This is a genomic window from Microbispora sp. NBC_01389, from assembly GCF_045040095.1.
Classification (GTDB): Bacteria; Actinomycetota; Actinomycetes; order Streptosporangiales; family Streptosporangiaceae; genus Microbispora.
The window spans coordinates 1912341-1932652 of record NZ_CP109552.1 but is presented as its reverse complement, the minus strand read 5'-3'; the positions used below and the strand labels follow the sequence as shown (position 1 = coordinate 1932652).

Annotated in this window: 21 protein-coding genes; 10 read left to right on the top strand and 11 right to left on the bottom strand. The window is 69.7% G+C overall.

Going from position 1 to position 20312, the window contains the following annotated elements; translation table 11 throughout:
- Positions 1–288: 288 nt before the first annotated feature.
- The 5 genes from OG344_RS08615 to dnaA form a co-directional block, all read right to left on the bottom strand.
- Positions 289–822 (bottom strand): DciA family protein, encoded by a 534-nt coding sequence (locus tag OG344_RS08615; RefSeq protein WP_327048710.1) that lies wholly within the window; start codon positions 820–822, stop codon positions 289–291.
- Positions 812–1999, bottom strand: a complete 1188-nt coding sequence (recF, locus tag OG344_RS08610) for a DNA replication/repair protein RecF (protein ID WP_405087750.1) — start codon at positions 1997–1999, stop codon at positions 812–814. The genes OG344_RS08615 and recF overlap by 11 nt, the downstream gene beginning before the upstream one ends.
- Before the next feature lie 39 nt (positions 2000–2038).
- On the bottom strand, positions 2039–3037 hold the full coding sequence (gene gnd / locus OG344_RS08605; protein ID WP_405087749.1) for a phosphogluconate dehydrogenase (NAD(+)-dependent, decarboxylating): 999 nt from the start codon (positions 3035–3037) through the stop codon (positions 2039–2041).
- Between the two features lie 50 nt (positions 3038–3087).
- Positions 3088–4227, bottom strand: a complete 1140-nt coding sequence (gene dnaN, locus OG344_RS08600; RefSeq protein ID WP_111700099.1) for a DNA polymerase III subunit beta — start codon at positions 4225–4227, stop codon at positions 3088–3090.
- Between the two features lie 523 nt (positions 4228–4750).
- Positions 4751–6475 carry a chromosomal replication initiator protein DnaA gene (dnaA, locus tag OG344_RS08595; protein ID WP_405087748.1) on the bottom strand — a complete coding sequence of 575 codons (1725 nt, stop codon included), beginning with the start codon at positions 6473–6475 and terminating at the stop codon, positions 4751–4753.
- A 433-nt stretch (positions 6476–6908) separates the two neighbouring features.
- Here dnaA and rpmH point away from each other — a divergent pair, with 433 nt between their 5' ends.
- The 9 genes from rpmH (at position 6909) to OG344_RS08550 (ending at position 13422) form a co-directional block, all read left to right on the top strand.
- On the top strand, positions 6909–7046 hold the full coding sequence (rpmH, locus tag OG344_RS08590) for a 50S ribosomal protein L34 (RefSeq protein WP_015772801.1): 138 nt from the start codon (positions 6909–6911) through the stop codon (positions 7044–7046).
- Positions 7047–7148: 102 nt separating this feature from the next.
- On the top strand, positions 7149–7505 hold the full coding sequence (gene rnpA / locus OG344_RS08585; RefSeq protein ID WP_405089059.1) for a ribonuclease P protein component: 357 nt from the start codon (positions 7149–7151) through the stop codon (positions 7503–7505).
- Positions 7502–7816: a membrane protein insertion efficiency factor YidD gene (yidD, locus tag OG344_RS08580; RefSeq protein WP_405087747.1), complete on the top strand. Its 315-nt coding sequence runs from the start codon at positions 7502–7504 to the stop codon at positions 7814–7816. Before rnpA ends, yidD begins: the two co-directional genes overlap by 4 nt.
- Before the next feature lie 4 nt (positions 7817–7820).
- Positions 7821–8774, top strand: coding sequence for a membrane protein insertase YidC (gene yidC, locus OG344_RS08575; protein ID WP_405087746.1), 954 nt, complete (start codon positions 7821–7823; stop codon positions 8772–8774).
- Positions 8775–8792: 18 nt separating this feature from the next.
- Positions 8793–9287 (top strand): protein jag, encoded by a 495-nt coding sequence (locus OG344_RS08570; protein WP_405087745.1) that lies wholly within the window; start codon positions 8793–8795, stop codon positions 9285–9287.
- Positions 9288–9592: 305 nt separating this feature from the next.
- Complete coding sequence (gene rsmG / locus OG344_RS08565; RefSeq protein WP_327048702.1) at positions 9593–10273, top strand: 16S rRNA (guanine(527)-N(7))-methyltransferase RsmG; 681 nt, start codon at positions 9593–9595, stop codon at positions 10271–10273.
- A 320-nt stretch (positions 10274–10593) separates the two neighbouring features.
- Positions 10594–11367: a ParA family protein gene (locus OG344_RS08560; protein WP_327048701.1), complete on the top strand. Its 774-nt coding sequence runs from the start codon at positions 10594–10596 to the stop codon at positions 11365–11367.
- A gap of 372 nt (positions 11368–11739) precedes the next feature.
- Positions 11740–12627 (top strand): ParB/RepB/Spo0J family partition protein, encoded by an 888-nt coding sequence (locus OG344_RS08555; RefSeq protein WP_405087744.1) that lies wholly within the window; start codon positions 11740–11742, stop codon positions 12625–12627.
- A 339-nt stretch (positions 12628–12966) separates the two neighbouring features.
- Entirely contained in the window at positions 12967–13422 is a 456-nt protein-coding gene (locus OG344_RS08550) for a VOC family protein (protein ID WP_405087743.1), read from the top strand.
- A gap of 74 nt (positions 13423–13496) precedes the next feature.
- On the opposite strand, the gene OG344_RS08545 is transcribed toward OG344_RS08550, so the two are convergent.
- Both OG344_RS08545 and OG344_RS08540 read right to left on the bottom strand, forming a co-directional pair.
- Positions 13497–14447, bottom strand: coding sequence for a D-alanine--D-alanine ligase (locus OG344_RS08545; protein WP_327048698.1), 951 nt, complete (start codon positions 14445–14447; stop codon positions 13497–13499).
- 388 nt (positions 14448–14835) lie between these two features.
- Positions 14836–16161: a PLP-dependent aminotransferase family protein gene (locus OG344_RS08540; protein ID WP_405087742.1), complete on the bottom strand. Its 1326-nt coding sequence runs from the start codon at positions 16159–16161 to the stop codon at positions 14836–14838.
- A gap of 258 nt (positions 16162–16419) precedes the next feature.
- Between OG344_RS08540 and OG344_RS08535 the strand changes: the two genes are divergently transcribed.
- A complete protein-coding gene (locus tag OG344_RS08535) occupies positions 16420–17037 on the top strand; it encodes a GNAT family N-acetyltransferase (protein WP_405087741.1) in 618 nt (205 codons plus the stop codon).
- 120 nt (positions 17038–17157) lie between these two features.
- Here the strand turns inward: OG344_RS08535 and trxA are convergent, their stop codons facing one another.
- The 4 genes from trxA to sigM form a co-directional block, all read right to left on the bottom strand.
- Positions 17158–17481, bottom strand: a complete 324-nt coding sequence (gene trxA / locus OG344_RS08530; RefSeq protein ID WP_405087740.1) for a thioredoxin — start codon at positions 17479–17481, stop codon at positions 17158–17160.
- A gap of 101 nt (positions 17482–17582) precedes the next feature.
- Positions 17583–18512 (bottom strand): thioredoxin-disulfide reductase, encoded by a 930-nt coding sequence (gene trxB, locus OG344_RS08525; RefSeq protein WP_327048695.1) that lies wholly within the window; start codon positions 18510–18512, stop codon positions 17583–17585.
- A gap of 202 nt (positions 18513–18714) precedes the next feature.
- Positions 18715–19680 carry an anti-sigma factor family protein gene (locus OG344_RS08520; RefSeq protein WP_405087739.1) on the bottom strand — a complete coding sequence of 322 codons (966 nt, stop codon included), beginning with the start codon at positions 19678–19680 and terminating at the stop codon, positions 18715–18717.
- Positions 19670–20311, bottom strand: a complete 642-nt coding sequence (sigM, locus tag OG344_RS08515) for an RNA polymerase sigma factor SigM (RefSeq protein WP_327048693.1) — start codon at positions 20309–20311, stop codon at positions 19670–19672. The genes OG344_RS08520 and sigM overlap by 11 nt, the downstream gene beginning before the upstream one ends.
- Between the last annotated feature and the right edge of the window lies 1 nt (position 20312).

Below are 20312 nucleotides of genomic sequence, written 5' to 3'. Positions count from 1 at the left end.
CGGCTGCCCCTGCCGTGCCCGTCACCGTCGTGAGTGCCCCGATGCGCCCGCCCAGGGAAACCGGCCCGCTGGACCGGGGGTGACGCAAACCGGACGTGTCCTTGAGTCCTCCTCCATTCTACCGGTCCGACCGACAACCGGTGGCATTCACGGGGGCTGTGATGCTCTGTCGCTTGATGATCATGTTTCCGACCGTCCCCCACAGGGGACGGGGGTCATGGCCTCAGGCGCGATTTTGGGCCGGTTCGGGCTTCCGAAGACCTCCCACTGCCCAGCGAGCGGGCCCGTTCACCCGTAGGTGTCGCCCGGGCCCCGGCTGCCGCGCACCCGGAGGCCGCCCTCCGGCCGCGGTCCCGCGCCGGGGCCGCGCACCTTCACCCTGGTCACCGTGCCGTCTCCGAGCTCCTCGTTCAGCCGCTTGACCAGCGTGGCGGCGAGCAGGCGCACCTGGGTCGCCCAGGCGGTCGAGTCGGCGGCGACCAGCACCTCGCCGTCCTCGAAGCTCTCCGGCCGGGTGTGGGCGGCGAGGTCGGGCCCGACGATCTCCGGCCAGCGGCCGAACACCCCGCCGACCGCGACCGGCTGCTCCCATCCCCGGGCGGCGAGCAGGTCGCGGATCGCCCGGCCGAACGGCAGCGGGTCTCCGGAGTCACGCCGCGGGCCGCCCGAGCCGGATCGGCGGCGGGGCTCGCTGCGCGGCAGCTGTCCTCGCTTCCGCGCGTCGGACTTGGCCTGCACCAGCTTCTCCCGCGCCAGCGCGGCGCCCCGCGCGGCCGAGCCCTTCGGGGATTGTCCACCGCCTGTGGATATCTCATCGGACACGGGTCACGCTCCCTTCGGTCACGTCGAACCGGGCACCGGTCAGCTCGGACGGCACGTCGTCCGGCACCGCGGCGGTGATGAGCACCTGCTCGGCCGGGGCGACGATCTCGGTGAGCCGCCTGCGCCGCTGCCCGTCCAGCTCGGCGAAGACGTCGTCGAGGATCAGCACGGGGTCGCCCCCGTCGGTTCTCAGCAGGTCGTAGGCCGCGAGCCGCAGCGCGAGCGCGAACGACCACGACTCACCGTGGCTCGCGTAGCCGCGGGCGGGCAGCTCGCCCAGCCGCAGCAGCAGGTCGTCGCGGTGCGGGCCGACGAGGGTCACGCCGCGTTCGAGCTCGGCCTGACGCGCCTCGGCGAGGCCCGCCCGCATGGCTTCGGCGAGAAGTTCCCGGTTTGTCCCCAGGGTGGGGATATCTGTGGATAACCCCGACGCCCGGTACTCCAGATCGGCGAGCCCGGACGACGGCGCGAGCGTCGCGTACGCCTTGGCGGCGAGCGGGCGCAGCAGATCCACCAGGTGCAGCCGAGCCGTCAGCAGTTCGGCGCCGAACCGCACCAGGTGGGTGTCCCAGATCTCCAGCGTGCTCAGCACGTCCCCGGCGCCGGCGGCGGCGAACGCCGCGTCGTCGTCCTGCCTGCGGGGGGCGCGCCGCCGCCCCGCCCGGCTCGCCGCGGCCGTACGCAGGAGGGTGTTGCGCTGCTTGAGCACGCGCTCGTAGTCGGCGCGTACGGCCGCGAACCTGGGGGCGCGGGCGACGAGCAGCTCGTCCATGAACCGGCGGCGCTCGGACGGGTCGCCCTTGACGAGCGCGAGGTCCTCGGGGGCGAAAAGGACGGTGCGCAGCAGGCCGAGCGCGTCGCGCGGCCGCGGGACCGGTGAGCGGTTCACCCGGGCGCGGTTGGCCCGGCCCGGGTTGATCTCCACCTCGACGAGGGCGCGGCGGTCGTCCCTGACGACCACGGCCCGCACGACCGCCCGCTGGGCGCCGTGCCGTACGAGCGGCGCGTCGGTCGCCACCCGGTGGCTCGAATGGGTCGCGACGTAGCCGAGCGCCTCGACGAGGTTGGTCTTGCCCTGCCCGTTCGGCCCCACGAAGGCCGTCGCGCCCGGTTCGAGCGTCAGCTCGACCTCCGGATAGGACCGGAAGTCGGTGAGGGACAGGCTCGCCACGTGCACGCCCGCAAGGCTAGCCGTCTGCTCGCGTTCCGGGGGTGCTCACCGGTCGGCTTCGGGGGGCGGAGCCACGTCGGCGCCGGGGGAGTCGGCGCCCCTGCCGGTCTGGCCCTCGGCCGACTCGACCGCGTGGCCGCCGAACTGGTTGCGCAGCGCCGCGACCATCTTCATCGCCGGGGAGTCGGTCTGGCGCGAGGCGAACCTGGCGTACAGCGCGGCCGTGATGGCCGGCAGGGGCACGGCGTGGTCGACGGCGGCCTGCACGGTCCACCGGCCCTCGCCGGAGTCCTCCGCGTACCCCTTCAGCTCGTCGAGGTCGGGGTCCTCCCGCAGTGCCCGCACCAGCAGGTCGAGCAGCCAGGACTGGATGACCGTGCCGTGCCGCCAGCTCCGGAACGTGTCGGGGACGTTGGTGACGACGTCGCTGGCCTCGAGCAGTTCCCAGCCCTCGGCGAAGGACTGCATCATGCCGTACTCGATGCCGTTGTGGACCATCTTCGCGAAGTGGCCCGCACCGACGCTGCCCGCGTGCACGAAGCCGTCCTCGCCCTCGGGCTTGAGCGTGTCGAAGACGGGCATGAGCCGCCCGACGTGCTCGTCCTCGCCGCCGACCATCAGCGCGTAGCCGTTCTGCAGGCCCCACACGCCGCCGCTGACGCCCACGTCGACGAAGCCGATGCCGCGGGTGCCGAGATCCGCCGCGTGCCGCTGGTCGTCCAGATAGTTGGAGTTGCCGCCGTCGATCACGACGTCGCCCTCCGACAGCAGGTCGCGCAGTTGCTCGACGGTGGCACGGGTCGGCGCTCCGGCGGGGACCATCACCCAGACCGCGCGCGGCGCCTGAAGCCTCTCGACGAGGTCCTTCAGGCTGCCGACGTCGCTGACTGAGGGATCGCGGTCATAGCCGACGACCTCATGGCCGGCGCGCCGCAACCGCTCGGCCATGTTGCCGCCCATCCTGCCGAGCCCGATCATGCCGATCTGCATCTGAGCCACCCCTTGACGTCCGCGTCGTCCACCGAGGCACGCGTACCCGTGCATCGGGGGTCCATGCCACGGCCAAAGAGTATGCCCGGGGCGTCACGGCGAGATCAGCTGGACAGGCGGATGGGCATGATGAGGTAGCGGTAGTCCTCGTTCGCGCCTTCGTCCACAGGCTTGCCCGCGGTGAGGATGGCCGGCTTGGTCGGCGTGGTGAACTGCAGCCGGGCGATGTCGGAGTCGATCGCCCCCAGGCCCTCCAGCAGGAACTGGTGGTTGAACGCGATGTTGATCTCGTCGCCGTCGAAGTCGACCGGAAGCGCCTCCACCGCCTGGGCCTCGTCGCCGCTGCCGGCCTCCAGGACGACCTCGCCGCCGCGGAAGGCCAGCCGTACGGGGGTGTTGCGCTCGGCGACGAGAGCGACGCGCTTGACGGCCTCGACGAACGAGCCTGTGGACAGATCGGCCCGGGCGGAGAACTCGGTGGGCAGCAGCGAGCGGTACTTGGGGAACTCGGGGTCGAGCAGCCGGGTCGTCGTCCGCCGCCCGGAGCTGGAGAACCCGATCATGCCCTCGCCGGTGCCGCCGGCGGAGCTGAGCGCGATCTCGACCTCCGCACCGCTGCCGCCGAGCGCCTTGGCCGTGTCGGCGAGCGTACGGCCGGGAATCATCGCCACGGCCTGGAAGCCGGGCTGCTCCGGCTGCCACTTCAGTTCGCGTACGGCGAGCCGGTAGCGGTCAGTGGCGGCGAGGGTCACCGTGTCGCCGTCGATCTCCATCCGGACGCCGGTCAGCATCGGGAGCGTGTCGTCCTTGCCCGCGGCCACGGCCACCTGGCCGACGGCGGAGGCGAACACGTCGCTGCCGACCCGTCCGGCGGCGGGCGGCATCGCCGGCAGGGAGGGGTAGTCCTCCACAGGCATGGTGAGCAGGGTGAACCGCGCGCTCCCACAGGTGACCACGGCCTTCGCCCCGTCCACGACCAGTTCGACCGGCTGTGCGGGGAGGGCACGGGTGATCTCGGCCAGCAGTTTGCCCGAGACGAGCACCACGCCCGCCTCCCCGGTCTGCAGGTCGAGGGTCACCTCGGCGGAGACCTCGTAGTCGAAGCCGGAGAGCTTCAGCCGCTGGTCGTCGGTCACCTCAAGCCGCATGCCGGCGAGCACCGGCACCGAGGGACGGGCCGGAAGGCTCCGTGCCGTCCACGCCACGGCCTCGGCGAGGACATCGCGATCGATCCGGAACATCACGTGGATCAGCCTCCTGGGTGTCGCTGCATCGTCAAGTCTTCACTCTCCCGCACCTGTGTGCCTCCAGAACCCCTTCTATGGTTCTTGAGTTCCTTAGAGAGAGATACAAGTCATCGCATTAGGGAGTGTGGATATGTGGATGAGGAGCATTTTCGCAGCTCAGTGGAGATGCTTCATCCACCGGGGCTGTGGGGGAACGGTGGACGGACCCCCTGTGGATTGTGGGTGACCGTGCTGTCCCCACAGCCCGTCCCCAGGTTCGGGCCCCTCTGTCCACGAGTAATCCACCATGTTTCCACCGGTTGTCCACGGGGTAAAAGGGACAGCCGATGTGCCTGTGACGAGTACGCACAGGGCGTCCCCAGCCTGCCCACAGGTATTCCCCAAGCTGTCCCCAGCTTTTCCCCAAAGTTGTCCCCAAGCGCGGACGGCCTGCCGGCGGGCCGGAGAGGGTGGGGGTAACGCGATTCGGGCCGCGACAAGGCGGCATCCCTGATCCACAGAGTTATCCACAGCCTGTGTACTAAGCGTTGCGTGCGCGCTGCTTGATCCGGGTGGTCAGCTCGTTGACCTGGTTGTACATCGAGTGCCGCTCGGCCATGAGCGAGCGGATCTTACGCTCCGCATGCATGACGGTGGTGTGGTCACGGCCGCCGAACTGCTGGCCGATCTTCGGCAGCGACAGGTCGGTCAGCTCGCGGGCCAGATACATCGCAATCTGCCGGGCGGTGACCAGCGCCCGCGACCGGGAGCTTCCGCACAGGTCGTCGAGCGAGACGCCGAAGTACTCCGCGGTTGTGGACATGATGAGGGAGATGGTGATCTCCGGGCTCGCGTCCTCGCTGATCAGGTCCTTGAGGACGATCTCGGCGAGCTGGAGGTCCACGGACTGGCGGTTGAGGCTGGCGAACGCGGTGACCCGGATCAGCGCCCCCTCCAGCTCGCGGATGTTGGTGGCGATGCGGCTGGCGATGTACTCGAGGACGTCGGGCGGCGCTGCCAGGCCCTCCTGGATCGCCTTCTTCCGCAGGATCGCGATGCGGGTCTCCAGCTCCGGCGGCTGGACGTCGGTGATCAGTCCCCACTCGAAGCGGTTGCGCAGCCGGTCCTCCAGCGTGACGAGCTGCTTGGGGGCGCGGTCGCTGGAGATGACGATCTGCTTGCTGGCGTTGTGGAGGGTGTTGAAGGTGTGGAAGAACTCCTCCTGCGTCTGCTCCTTGCCCTCCAGGAACTGGATGTCGTCCACAAGGAGGATGTCGACCGCGCGGTAGCGGGCCCGGAACCCGTCCGCCTTGTGGTCGCGGATGGAGTTGATGAAGTCGTTGGTGAACTCCTCGGAGCTCACGTACCGCACCCGGGCACCGTCGTAGAGGCTCTGCGCGTAGTGGCCGATCGCGTGCAGCAGGTGCGTCTTCCCCAGCCCGGAGTCGCCGTAGATGAACAGCGGGTTGTACGCCTTGGCGGGGGCCTCGGCGACCGCGACCGCGGCGGCGTGGGCGAAGCGGTTGCTCGCGCCGATGACGAACGTCTCGAAGGTGTACTTGGCGTTCAGCCGGGCCGACTCTCCACCTGGGCGGCCGCCCCGCGCGTCCCAGCGGTTCTGCGCCGGCAGGGGCTCCGGCTTGGGTGCGGGAGGCGGCTCGGGCGAGTAGCCGCCCGGCCGCTGCGGGCGGTCCGGCGGGGAGACCTGCTGGCCGGGCTGTGGATACTGCTGGTCCTGTCGATACTGCTGGTCGTGTGGGTACCGCGGCCCGCCGTGGATCTGCTGCGACTCCTGGGGGCGTCCATGGGCGGGACCGTATGCCGGACCATGGGCGGGGCTGTGGATACTCGGCGGGGCGTGCGGCTCGGGCTCGCGCCGGGACGGCCCGTCCTCGCCTAAGGGGAAGCGCGGAGCCTGGGAATTGGGCTGTGGATAATCTGTGGACGACTGCTGTGGATGACGGTCGGCCGGCGCCTGGCCCACAGGGTCTGGAGCGGCCTGAAGTCCCGCGCCGGGATCCACCATCACCGCGATCCGCACCGGCCTGCCGAGCTCCTGCGACAGCGCGTGCACGATCAGCGGGCGCAGCCGCACCTCGATGACCTCTTTGGCGAAGTCATTCGGGGCGGCCAGGAGGATGGTGTCGTTGATGAGGCCGGAGGGCTGGGTCATCTGGAGGAACGCACGCTGCTGCCCGGAGACGCCCTCGTCGAGGAGGGTGCTGAGCGCCCGAGCCCATACAGCGTTGAGATCGACGCCTTCCATGGCTCGGCCCCTCCTCCCTTTGCGCGGCCCCGTCCGCCGCCGCGATCCGTGCCGTGTTCCGTCCGGTACGCCGCACGGCGCCGGCCCTCTTCCAGATGCCTGATCCACACGTGATCCACACGCTGTGCACAGGCCGCGTATTTTTCCCGGGCACATCAACGCTGATGAGGGGAAGGGCCGGACGGCCGACAGTAGCGGTGTGCACACCCGCGTTCAAGGCGTTGTCCACAGCCTAGTGGGCCATGGTCGCCCGCCGTACTCGGTTGGCGGCACGGGTGTTGGTTTGACCTGACGTAGGGTGGCCCCGTAACGTGTCCCGGTCGGCTAATCACGCGACGGCTATTTCGCATGCCCGCGCATATGACGAGCCGCGTGACATTGGATTGTGCCGCGTCCGCAGCCCGCGGACGTACCTGAAGCCTGGAGCCCACTCGTGAGCAAGCGTACTTACCAGCCGAACAACCGTCGCCGCGCGAAGACCCACGGCTTCCGGCTGCGCATGCGCACCCGGGCCGGTCGCGCCATCCTGGCCGCGCGCCGCCGCAAGGGCCGCGCCGAGCTGACGGTCTGACGACCAGTCGCCGCCCGCTCGTGCCCGGTGCCCCTCGCGGCGCCGGGCACGAGCGGGCGGCCGTACGTCGAGGAAGGCCCGGTGCTTCCGTCCGCGTCCCGCATGCGTCGGGGTGACGAGTTCGCCGACGCGATCCGCCGTGGGCGACGCGCCGGGCGTCCCGCCCTGGTCGCACATTTGAATCTGCGCGACGCCGACGAGCCACCGCTGGTCGGCTTCGTCGTGAGCAGGGCGGTCGGCGGCGCCGTGGTGCGGAACCAGGTCAGGCGCAGGTTGAGACACCTCATGCGGAGCCGCCTGCCGATGCTGCCGAGAGGTAGCCTCTTGGTGGTACGCGCCAATCCACCGGCCGCGTCCGCGCGTAGCGAGCACCTGGCCGCCGAACTCGACGTCGCGCTGAGTCGTTTACTCCGGCGGCGCGGGTCCGAGGCCCGGACCCCGACGGATGGACGGTCATGACAGCGCAGCATCCGACCCCGGCCGAGGTGCCTGGGGAGGCCGACCTGCCCGGAGGCGGGCTGGTCGCCCGCCTGCTGCTCGCGCTCATCCGGTTCTACCGCGCATTCATCAGCCCGCTGCTGGGGCCGAGGTGCCGGTTCGAGCCGTCCTGTAGTGCCTATGGTCTCGAGGCCGTCGCCGTTCATGGAGCGGCGCGCGGGGTATGGCTGACCGTCAGGCGTATTGGACGGTGCCATCCGTTCCATCCTGGAGGTTTCGACCCGGTGCCCCCACGCCGAGTCCGGTCTCACGACGAAACGCAAGGGAGCTAGCTCGGTGGAGCTGCCATTCCTGAATTGGCTGTATACGGCGGTGGCCCAGGTGATCACCTGGATCCACGGCGGTTACAGCACCTTTATCCCCGCCAGTAGCGGTCTCAACTGGGCGCTGACCATCATCACCCTGACCGTGCTGATGCGTCTGCTGATCTTCCCGCTCTTCATGAAGCAGATGCGCTCGTCGCGGAAGATGCAGGAACTCGCGCCCAAGGTGCAGGAGCTGCGCAAGAAGTACAAGAACGACAAGCAGCGCATGAACCAGGAGGTCATGAAGCTGTACCAGGAGGCGGGCACCAACCCCCTGGGTGGCTGCCTCCCGATCGTCGCGCAGTTCCCGATCTTCATCTCGATGTTCACCGTGCTGCGGGCCATCGCCGAGGACCGCCCTGCCTTCGGCATGACGAAGGAACTGGTGAACAGCGCGCGTGCCGCGCACGTCATCGCCGCGCCGCTGACGGCGAAGTTCTTCGACAGCGCGGAGGTCATCAGGGGCCTCGGCGCCGAACCGGTGCTGACGAAGATCGTGCTCGGCTGCTTCGTCGCGGTCAGCTCGTGCACCACCTTCCTCACCGTCCGGCAGAGCGTCAGGCGCTCGGTGGCGCAGATGCCGGACAACCCCATGGCGCAGCAGCAGAAGATCCTGATGTACATCTCGCCGCTGTTCGCCATCTTCAGCCTGAACTTCCAGCTCGGCCTGATCCTCTACTGGGTGACCACCAACCTGTGGACACTCGGCCAGCAGCACTGGTTCTACAGTCGGCACCCCATGCCGGTCGTGGACGAGAAGGGCAACGTCACCACCCCCGAGCCGAGCAACGGCGTCTTCACGAAGCTGGTGGGCAAGCCCAAGACCACAGCCCCCGAGATCGAGCCCGAGCCCGCCCCCAAGATCGTCCGTCAGCAGCCGGCACGCCAGCCCCGCAGCAAGCGCACCGGCAGCAAGAAGTCGTAGGAGAAGGAGAGTCCGGACGTGACCGAAGCTGGGGAGACCCTCAAGCCTGCTCCCGACGCCGACGCCCTGGAACAGGAGGGTGAGATCGCGGCGGACTACCTGGAGGGCCTGCTCGACATCGCCGACCTGGACGGCGACATCGATATGGACGTGGAGGGGGACCGCGCCTTGGTATCGATCGTCGGGATCGAGGGCGACGATCTCGTGGGCTCCGGCGGGGAGGTGCTGGAGGCGCTGCAGGAGCTGACGCGGCTCGCCGTGCACCGCCAGACGGGGGAGCGTTCCCGGCTGATGCTCGACGTGGGCGGCTACCGGGAACGGCGCCGCGCCGAGCTGACGAAGGTGGGCACCTCGGCGGCCGAGGACGTCAAGCGCACGGGCGAGCCGAAGGCGCTCACCCCGATGACGCCCTTCGAGCGGAAGATCGTGCACGACGCCGTCGCGGCGGCGGGCCTGCGCAGCGAGTCGGAGGGCGAGGAGCCCCGCCGTTTCGTGGTTGTCCTGCCCGCCTGACCGTTCCTTCCGGTTCCGAGTCCGCACGACTCCGGTCCCGCACGGTCCCAAGTCTGTACGGCGGCCGAGTCCGCACGGTTCCGGACCGTACGGTTCGCAAGCTCCGACGTGGGAAGCCGTCGGTCCCGATCTTCGGGGCCGGCGGCTTTTCCCGTCCTGGCGTCCTGCCACGTCGCGGATGAAGTGGCTCGCCACCCTGCACGTCCGGGGGCGGGCGGACCCGCCGCCGTATCCGCGGCTGACCATCCCCGGCCGGGGAATGACGACTACCCTTGGCCCACAGAGCGTTCCTGGATGAGTGAGTGATGACGGAGAGCAACGACCTGCCCGAGGCGCCCCCGGTGGCGCGTGAGATCTTCACCGGTGAGGCGCTTGAGCGGGCCCGGGTGTTCGCCGAGTTACTCGCCGGTCCCGGAGTGGTGCGAGGGCTGCTGGGGCCGAGAGAGGTGCCCCGGATCTGGGACCGCCATCTGCTCAACTGTGCCGTGGTCGAGGAGGCGGTCCCGCCTGACTCGACTGTCGTCGACATCGGCTCCGGCGCCGGCCTGCCCGGCCTGGTGCTCGCGATCGTCCGGCCCGACGTGACGGTGACGCTGCTGGAACCGCTGCTCCGCCGTACGGTCTTCCTCTCCGAATGCGTCGAGGCGCTCAAGCTTGACAACGTGGAGGTGCTGCGCGGACGCGCAGAGGAGATCGCACACAAGAGGATCTTCGATGTCGCGACCGCACGGGCGGTGGCGCCGCTCGACCGCCTGCTCTCATGGTCGATGCCGCTGCTCCGGGAAGACGGCGAACTGCTGGCGATGAAGGGGGAGCGAGCGCAGGAGGAACTGGAGGCCGCCCGTCCCTGCCTCCAGTCGTACGGAGTGAGGCACGTCGAACTCGTGACAGTGGGGCAGGGTAGGGTCGAGCCGCCCGCGACCCTTGTTCGCGTCGTCGCAGGACGACCCCTGCGAGCGGACACGCGGAGGCGACGGAAGAGGTGAGCCGCGTGGCGGACGCCGGATCAGGCGATGTGAATGCGGGACTGGGTTGGCCGGAGACCCGGCTCCCCCTACGCTGGGAGATCGCGGCAGCAGGCCGGTCCTCCGGGGTTGGCTGGCCTCGTCCCCCTGCTTCGCCGGTCGAAAGGACGACGACCGTGTCCCCGACCCCCCTTAGCCCTGGCGATTCGCCGCTGGTACGAGAGGCACTGAGTTCTGTGGTTTCACGTGAAACAGCCGCGCCCCCGCAGGCGGCTGCGCCTTCCGTCGGTTATTCGACGCGTGACGAGGGGAGCTGGCCCCGGCCTCCTCGCTGCCGGGTGATGACGGTGTCCAACCAGAAGGGTGGCGTGGGCAAGACCACCACGGCCGTCAACCTGGCGGCGGCACTGTCCATGCACGATCAGCGCGTTCTCGTGGTCGACCTGGACCCGCAGGGAAACGCGTCGACCGCCCTCGCGACCGAGCACCGGTCGGGGATGCCGTCGGTTTACCAGGTCCTGGTGGACGACATGCCGCTGTCGCAGATCGTGAACCCCGTGCCCGACATGCCGAACCTCTACTGCGCCCCCGCCACCCTCGACCTCGCGGGCGCGGAGATCGAGCTTGTCCCCATGGTCGGCCGTGAGACCCGCCTGCGGAGGGCGCTGGCGGCCTTCGACGCCATGGAGTTCGACTACATCCTCATCGACTGCCCGCCGTCGCTGGGCCTGCTGACGGTGAACGCCATGGCGGCGGCCCAGGAGGTGCTGATCCCCATCCAGTGCGAGTACTACGCCCTGGAGGGTCTCACCCAGCTCATGCAGAACGTCGAGCTGGTGCGTGCGCACCTGAACCAGACGCTCGCGGTCTCGACCATCCTTCTCACCATGTACGACGGTCGTACCCGCCTGGCGTCTCAGGTCGCGGAAGAGGTGCGGTCACACTTCGGCGACACGGTGCTCGACGCGGTCATCCCCAGGAGCGTCCGCGTCTCCGAGGCGCCCAGCTATGGCCAGTCGGTCATGACGTACGACCCGGGGTCCAGCGGCGCGCTCGCGTACATGGGGGCCGCCAAGGAGATCGCCTATCGTGCGGCGGCCCTCGCCGACGCCTGACAGCCGATATCAGAGACTCCGGGCTGAGCGGACATCCGGCGGCCGGCGGTCTCTTTTCGGGGTATGGGCGGCGGCCCGATCCCGGGTTATGAACAGCTCCATGTCTGAGGACTCGTGCGGAGGCGCCGCAGCGGTACTCTCTCCTGGTGTGTGCGTGCCGGTGCCCAGTGACCCCGAGTCGCTGGGCACCGCCTTCTGTGCGGGTGTGGGTATGAAGGAGCAGCGGTGAGCCAGCAGCGTCGGGGACTTGGCAAGGGTCTTGGGGCTCTGATCCCCACGGGACCGATCGTCGATCCGTCGCCTGTGGCGAGCGTGCCGTCCACTGCCGGTCTGCCGTCACCCGTATTGGGTGGCGGCGTGACAAACGGTGCGATGACGGGTGGCAGCGAGGCGGATGGCAGCGGAACGGGCCTGCGGCCGGTGGAGGGTGCGTACTTCCAGGAGATAGAGGTCGGATCGATCTCTCCCAACCCCCGCCAGCCGCGAGAGGTGTTCGACGAGGATCGTCTCGACGAACTGTCCGCCTCCATCAAGGAGGTCGGCCTGCTGCAGCCGGTCGTCGTACGGGCGCTGCCGGACGGCCGCTTCGAGCTCATCATGGGGGAGCGGAGGTGGCGCGCGTCCCAGCTCGCCGGCCTCGACCACATCCCCGCGATCGTCCGCAGTACGCAGGACGACGAGATGCTCCGCGAGGCGCTCATCGAGAACCTCCAGCGCGAGCAACTGAACGCGCTGGAGGAGGCGGCGGCCTACCAGCAGCTTCTGGACGACTTTGGCGCCACCCATGAGGTGCTCGCCAGGAAGGTGGGGCGGTCCCGCTCGCACATCAGCAACACCCTGCGACTGCTGAACCTCCCGCCGGAGGTGCAGCGCAGACTGGCGGCGGGGGTCATCAGCGCCGGGCACGCGCGTGCGCTGCTGACGCTCAGCGACCCGGCCGCCCAGGAGCGCCTGGCGAGCCGAATCGTGGCGGAAGGACTGTCGGTCCGGACCGTCGAGGAGATCGTGGCGCTGGGGGAGGCGACCGCGGGTCCGGCTCCCCGCAAGCCGCGGGCGAAGAAGCCGACGGCTCCGGCGCTGCGGGATCTGGCCGACCGGCTCTCCGACCACTTCGAGACGAAGGTGAAGGTCGATCTCGGCAGCCGGAAGGGCCGCATCGTGGTCGAGTTCTCCACCATCGACGACCTGGAGCGCATCATCGACACGATGGCTCCAGAGGCCGCCAACGCCATGCGCGGCGCGGGGGCCGTCACCGAGTAGCCGCTGTTTCACGTGAAACAGCGCCACTGCCGGCGCATGAACCGCCCTCGATCGCCCAAGTGGCCGCAGCAGGCGAGAGAACGCCGGGTGAAATCCGCAGGGGTGGCAGGAGTTCTCTGAGCCCCGCTCCGCCGGCCGTGTTCGGAGCCGCGCAGGCCGGGCCGGCAACGTCGTCACTCGCCGTGTCCCGTGAACCCGGGCCTCGCCTTCGATGAGTTGGGTCCCATGCGGACCGGGACATCCTCGTGAGAGCCCATCACACTGGGCGCGGCTTCTCACCAATCGTGCTCAGGATGGCGACGTGCTCAGGCACAGGCGACGCCGAACCGTGGAGGCGCGATGAACGACGAGGCTCCCTTCCGGATAGGGCTTCGGGTTGAGGACGTGAGTGCGGCGGCCGCGTTCTATGAGGGTCTGGGGTTCGAGCGGACCGGGACGCTGTCCAGCCCCGACGGCCGGATAATCATGGCGATCCTGCGACGCGGCGATCTCCAACTGCTCGTCGACGCCCTGACGGGCATGCCGTTTCCCGGCAGCGAGCGTGAACGATGCACCCTGGCCGGTCCCCGAGGCTTGGGCGTGGTCATCGGCGTCGCGATGGACGACGTGGGGGCGGCGGTGGACTACTGCCGATCGGCCGGTTGTGAGATCGCCACCGACCCCGTGGATGCCCCGTGGGGGGAGCGGTACGCCGAGGTCGTCGATCCATATGGGTACGCATGGAAGTTCTTCCAGGTGCTTCCCGATCCGCCCCATGACAGTTTGGGTAGCGCTTACGACAGCTGGTTCGGCTGACCCTGTCGCTTCGGCCGCCGCATGCGTGCCCATAGGCACGCATGCGGCGGTGCGTGTTTCACGTGAGACAAGGCTCAGCGGCGAGCCGCGGCAAGCTCCAGGAGTCCCCTGCAGAGGGTTCCCAGGTCGCGGTGAGCCGCTTCGGCGGCCATCGGAAGCAGGGAGGTCTCCGTCATGCCCGGGGCGACGTTCACCTCAAGGAAGAACGGCTTGCCGGTGGCGTCGACGATGATGTCGGTACGGGAGACGTCGCGCAGGCCCAGCGCCGTGTGCGCGGCCACGGCCATCCCCGCACACGCCTCGGTGGCCTCGGGAGAGAGCCGGGCAGGCGCGAAGAACTCCGTCTGGCCGGCCGTGTAACGGGCGGCGTAGTCGTAGACGCCGCGGTCGGGCACGATCTCCACCGGAGGCAGGGCGACCGGGCCGTCGCCGAGATCCACCACGGATACGGCGACCTCCACGCCTTGCACGTACTGCTCGATCAACGCGGTGTCCCCGTAGGCGAAGCAGCCGACCATCGCGGCGGGCAACTCCTCGGCGCTGCGGACGATCGACGCGCCGAGCGCGGACCCTCCACGTGAGGGCTTCACGAACAGCGGCAGTCCGAGGCGGTCGACGATGCGGGCGAGCACCGCGGTCGCGCCGAGGTCGTGGAACGTCTCCTTGGGCAGCGCCACCGAGTCGGGGGTGTTGAGCCCCCAGGATCGGACGACCGCCTTGGCGGTGGGCTTGTCGAAGGCGACCCGGCAGGCGTCCGGCGTCGCGCCGACGTAGGGCACGTCGAGCAGTTCCAGGACGGACCGGATGGCCCCGTCCTCCCCGGCGCCGCCGTGCAGGGTGACGAACACCGCGTCCGGCGGGTCCGACAACACGGCGGGCACGAGGGTGGCGTCGGTGTCGCGCGTCTCCACGTCCACACCGGCCGCCCGCAGCACCTCCGCCACCCGGCGACCGGAGCGCAGGGAGACCTCACGTTCGTAGGAGAGCCCTCCGGCGAGGACGAGCACGTGACCCAGATCGCTCATGCCGCCTCACCACCGACGCGGGCGAACACGCCGCCGAACTGGATCAGGTCATCCCGCAGCACACGCGGACCGGGAGACCCCGCGCGGCTGTGGGAGGCGCGACCCCCGATCCACCGGTGATCGGCGTTGCCCGGCCCGGGGCGCGTTCCCCTCCGCGAATGTGCGGGGGGCGATCCTGCGGTCATCGTTCGCTCGCTCACGAAGAGGGCCTTTCTCGCGTCGAGGAGTCGGTACGGCCAGCCTGAACAGGCTAGTGCCCCTCCCGGCGGTCGTCGTCCAGGCCCGGCCACGACAGGAGGGGCGAAAGGCGACGACATCCCAGTAGGAGAGGCTACGCCGGTTCGGGCGCGGGCCGTACCGCGCCTGAGCGAGACAGGCCGGACGCTTCCTAGACGAGGTCCGGGCCGGGGGTGTCCACGCCCCCATGCCGCGGGATGGAACCCGTACCGAACGTGTCCCGCATCCTGAGCTCCTGCTCGATGACCCCGGCGAGGCGGCGTACGCCTTCCTTGATGCGGTCCGGCTCCGGGTAGCAGAACGACAGCCGCATGTTCCGCGTGCCGCCGCCGTCGGAGTAGAACCCGGTGCCGGGCACGAAGGCGACCCGTTCGGCGATGGCGCGAGGGAGGAGAGCCTTCGAATTGAGCCCCTCTGGAAGCGTCATCCAGACGAAGAAGCCGCCGGCCGGGCGGGTCCACGTGCACCCGGGCGGCATGAACACCTCGAGCGCGCTCAGCATCGCGTCACGCCGCTCGCGGTACAGCTCCCGGAACGTCTTGATCTGCTCCCGCCACGGCTGGGTCGTGAGGTACTGTCCCACGGCGAGCTGGGTGAACGTCGAGTGCGACAACACCGCCGACTCCATGGCGAGGACCAGCTTGTCGCGGATCGCGTGAGGGGCGACGGCCCAGCCGACGCGGAAGCCCGGGGCCAGGGTCTTGGAGAACGAGCCAAGGTAGACGACACCGTCGGGATCGTCGGCCCGCAACGCCCGCATCGGCTCTCCATCGAACCCGAGCAGGCCGTACGGGTTGTCCTCGACGACGAGCACGCCGGCCCGGCGGCAGATCTCCAGCACCTGGCGGCGGCGCACCTCGTTGAGCGTCACGCCGGCCGGATTCTGGAAGGTCGGGATCGTGTAGAGGAACTTGATCCGGTTGCCCGCCGCCTGGAGGGCGTAGATGGTCTGCGCGAGCGACTCGGGAATCAGCCCCTGGTCGTCCATCGCGATGTGGACGACCTTCGCCTGGTAGGCCGCGAACGTGCCGAGGGCTCCGGCGTAGGACGGCCCTTCGGCGAGCACGACGTCACCGGGGTCGATGAAGATGCGGGTGATGAGGTCGAGCGCCTGCTGGGAGCCGACGGTGACCATGATGTCGTCGGGACCGGCTTCGATGCCCTCAAGGCGCATGACCTCGCAGATCTGCTCCCGCAGAGCGGGGTCGCCCTGGCCGCCGCCGTACTGCAGAGCGACGGAACCGCGCGTGGCGACCAGATCGGCGACGAGATCGCCGACCACGTCGAGGGGAAGGGCCGTGATGTACGGCATGCCGCTGCCGAGCGAGACCACCTCAGGCCTCGAGGCGACGGCGAAGAGAGCTCGGATCTCGGAGGCGACCATCCCGGCGGCGCGGGCGGCGTACCTGTCGACGTAGGCGTCAATGCGCGACCCGTGGGCCGCAGCCTTCCGACCGTGATCAAGCTCATGCGTCACGGTCCACCTCCGATCACATAGCCGAGAAATCCAGAGTACGGTAACGCGCCACGCTGCTCACAACAGGGTATTGACCATCACAGACCCCTTTTCCTGCATTCCTGTCTCACTGGTTTCACCGTGAGGACGATGTAAACGGTCAGCTGTGGCTCTTGTGGCGTACGCGCTCCCGTCCTGCCGCTGAGTTACGATGCGTGCAGTAGACGCCGTATTCGCGCGCTTTTCTGGCGGGACCGCTAGCGGGGATTGGGGCATCACGTGTCGCGTCGGCTGGTCAATGTCACCCTCGACAACCTCGATGACCTGCCGCGCCGGTGCCGGCGGTGCGTGTTCTGGGAGCTCGACCCCGTCAGTGGGGAGCGCGCGGTGGAGGCGGGCGACCCGAGCCTGGAGAAGGAGGCGTGGATCTCCGCGACCCTCCTCGAATGGGGGAGCTGCGGCAAGATCGCCTACGTCGACGGCGTGGCGGCCGGTTTCGTGCTCTACGCCCCGCCGCTGTACGTCCCCCGATCGGTGGCGTTCCCGACCTCTCCGGTCAGCTCCGACGCGGTGCTGCTGACGACCGCGCACATCGTGCCGGAGTTCTCCGGAGGCGGGCTCGGCCGGATGCTCGTGCAGGGCGTCGCCAAGGACCTCACCCGCCGCGGCGTACGGGCGATAGAGGCCTTCGGCGACCTCAAGTGGGAGCAGCCCGGCTGCCTGCTCCCGGCGGACTATCTGCTGTCGGTCGGGTTCAAGACCGTCCGCCCGCATCTGCGCTTCCCCCGGCTCCGTCTGGAGCTCAAGACCGCCGTCTCGTGGCGTGAGGACGTCGAGGTGGCGCTGGAGCGCCTACTCGGCTCGATGTCCCCGGAGCGGGCGCTGCGGCCCGTCTGAGGCGATCTCAGCCCCCCGATCGCCACTCCGAGTGATCCCCGCTCCGAGTGATCCCAGGACACGACGGAGCCCCCCACGCGAACTGCGCGGGGGGCTCCGGCCGGCTTCGTCCGGGGCGCGTCAGAGGACATCCTGCAGTTCGCGCAGCAGCATGGCCTTCGGCTTGGCGCCGATGATCTGCTTGACGACCTCGCCGCCCTTGTAGACGTTCATCGTCGGGATCTGCAGCACGCCGTAGTCGCGCGGCGTGGCCGGGTTCTCGTCGATGTTCAGCTTGACGATGGTCAGCCTGTCCGCGTTCTCGGCGGCGATCTCCTCGAGGATGGGCCCGACCTGGCGGCACGGACCGCACCACTCGGCCCAGAAGTCGACGAGAACCGGCTTGTCGCTCTTGAGGACCTCGGCCTCGAAGCTCGCGTCCGTCACGCTCTTGATGGCGCCCAAGGTAACTCTCCCCTTGTGTCTGGTGTGGTGGGTGCAACCGCGGGAACGGTCACCGCATTCCCGCGGACGCCCGGAATCCCGCGGCCGTCCCGGAAACGGTCTCAGGCGTTCAGCGTCAGCCAGCGCTCGGCGTCGAGCGCCGCGGAGCATCCGGTCCCGGAGGCCGTGATCGCCTGACGGTAGATGTGGTCGACGACGTCGCCCGCCGCGAACACACCGTCGATGTTGGTCCGGGTCGTCGGCGACTCCACGAGGACGTACCCCTCGTCGTCGAGATCGATCTGGCCCTTCAGCAACTCCGTGCGCGGCTCGTGGCCGATGGCGATGAACAGCCCCCCGACCGGCAGGTCGGTCTCCTCACCGCTCTTGAGGTTGCGCACGCGCACGCCGGAGATCCGGTCCTCGCCGAGCACGTCGACGACCTCGCTGTCCCAGACGAAGCGAATCTTCGCGTTGGCGAACGCCCGGTCCTGCATGATCTTGCTGGCGCGCAGCGTGTCCCTGCGGTGGATCACGGTGACGGTACGGGCGAACCGGGTCAGGAAGATGGCCTCCTCCATCGCCGTGTCACCGCCGCCGACGACCACGATCTCCTGGTCGCGGAAGAAGAACCCGTCACAGGTCGCACACCACGACACGCCCCGGCCGGACAGCCGCTTCTCGTTCTCCAGGCCGAGCTCGCGGTAGCGCGAGCCGGTGGCGATGATCACGGACTTGGCCAGGTAGGTGTCGGTGTACGTCTTGACCACCTTGGGGTCGGCCTCCAGGTCGACCTCCACGACGTCGTCCGCCACCAGTTCGGCACCAAAGCGCTCGGCCTGCTTGCGGAAGTTGTCCATCAGGTCAGGACCCATGATCCCGTCCGGGAACCCGGGGAAGTTCTCCACGTCGGTGGTGTTCATCAGCGCACCACCCGCGGTGACCGAGCCCTCGAAGACGAGCGGCCGCAGGTCCGCCCGCGCGGCGTACACGGCCGCCGTGTAGCCGGCGGGCCCCGATCCGATGATGATCACGTTACGGACGTCGCTCAACGGCCTAGCCTTCCGATCCCGGTGTGATGTGCAGTCGCGTCAACAGATCCTAGGGCCCGGCGATTCCCGCTGCCGACCCCCGGCACGCGGAGCACCGGGAGCCCCCTCATACGCGAAGCCCCCCGGAGGTCGCGGGGGGCTTCGTCACTGCCGATGGTACGGCTCGCGCCGTACGCCGTGCGCCGCCGGGAGCGGCGCCGGGTCACCTCCAGCTGGCCAGGCCCTCCGGCCGCAGGCGGCGGCACTCGGAGTCCACGACGACCACGCGTACGGCGTTGATGTTCTTGTCCTCCCAGAACGCCATGATCGTGGCCTCGTTGCCGTTGTACAGGGCCTTGTCGACCCCGATCGGCGTGCGGTCGAGCTCGGTGGAGAACTGCTTGACGCAGCTGTCGAGACCATCGTCGTTCGTGGACGCGCCGTCCACGCCGGGACCGACGCCGAAGTAGCCCAGCAGCGGCCCGCGCAGCTCCCGGCTGGTGTAGTTGTGGCCGCTGGCGTACGTCGAGTAGGTGAGCGCCTGCGCGCGGGTCTTCTCCGGGGTCTGGCTCGCGTCGCCCTGGCTGAGCGCGGACTGCGGCCGCGGGCCGCCGGACCAGAGCAGGCCGGTGGCGGCGACCCCGCCCCCGACCACGACGACCGCCGCCGCGGCGGCGGCGGCCACCGCGGGCATCGCCCACGCGCGCCGCCTGGTGGACCTACGGCCCCCCGCACGCGTGCGGCGCCCGATCGGCGTGATCGTCCCGTCGCCGGACACGACGCCCAGCGGACCGGTCGCCGCGGCGACCGGCGCGAACTCGCGCTCCGGCGCAGGCTCCGGCTCGGGTACGAGCCCCGGCTGTGGCGCCCCGGAAGGGACGATGGATTCGACCGGAGTCTCGACGGTCTCCCACGGCGCGTTCTCCCAGGGGGAGTCCCGCATGACGCGGTCCCAGTCCGGGGCCGCGGCGGCCAGCGCCTGGTCGATGCGTTTGGCGACGCCCAGAGGCATCGCCGGCACCGGCACCGCCGCCAGGACCTCGCGGACCGCGGCCAGGTCGGCGAGGCGCTCCCCGCAGGGGTCGCAGACCGCGAGGTGTTCGCGGACCAGCCGTGCCGTGGTTTCGTCGAGGAGACCCTCCGCAAGTTCGGCGAGAATCTCCAGGTCGTAGTGCGTGTCACCCGTCACGAAGTTCTGCTCCCTTCCCGGATGAGACGCGAGTGAGGTCTGATCGGTTCCGTAGATGAGAAAGAATCGGGGCGAGTTTGGCGCGGCCCCGCGCGCAGCGGCTCTTCACCGTTCCGGGCGGGACGCCCAGCACCGCGGCGGCGTCGTCCACCGCGTAGCCCATCATGTCGACGAGCACGAGCGCGGCCCGCTGGTCGGGCGGCAGCAGCTTGAGCGCCGCCGTCACCTCCAGGGCGACCTCCCGCTCGCTCGACTGGTCGGTGGCCGGAGCCTCCCGCTCGGCGGCCTCGATGAGTTCGTCGTCGGCGACGGGCCGCACCGACTTGCGGCGCATGCGGTCGAGGCAGGCGTTCACCACGATGCGGTGCAGCCACGTCGTGACCGCCGCCTCGCCGCGGAAGCTGTCCGCCTTCCGGTACGCCGAGACGAACGCGTCCTGCACCGCGTCGGCGGCCTCGTCGGGATCGCCCAGCGTACGCAGGGCGACCGCCCACATCCGGTCGCGGTGCCGCCGGACGATCTCGCTGAACGCGTGGGGATCGCCGCCGAGGTGGCGGGTCAGCAGATCGGCGTCGGACGCGGCGTGCCGCGCGTGCTCAGCCGTCGGGGGTGTGTCTGGTGGGGAGTTCACA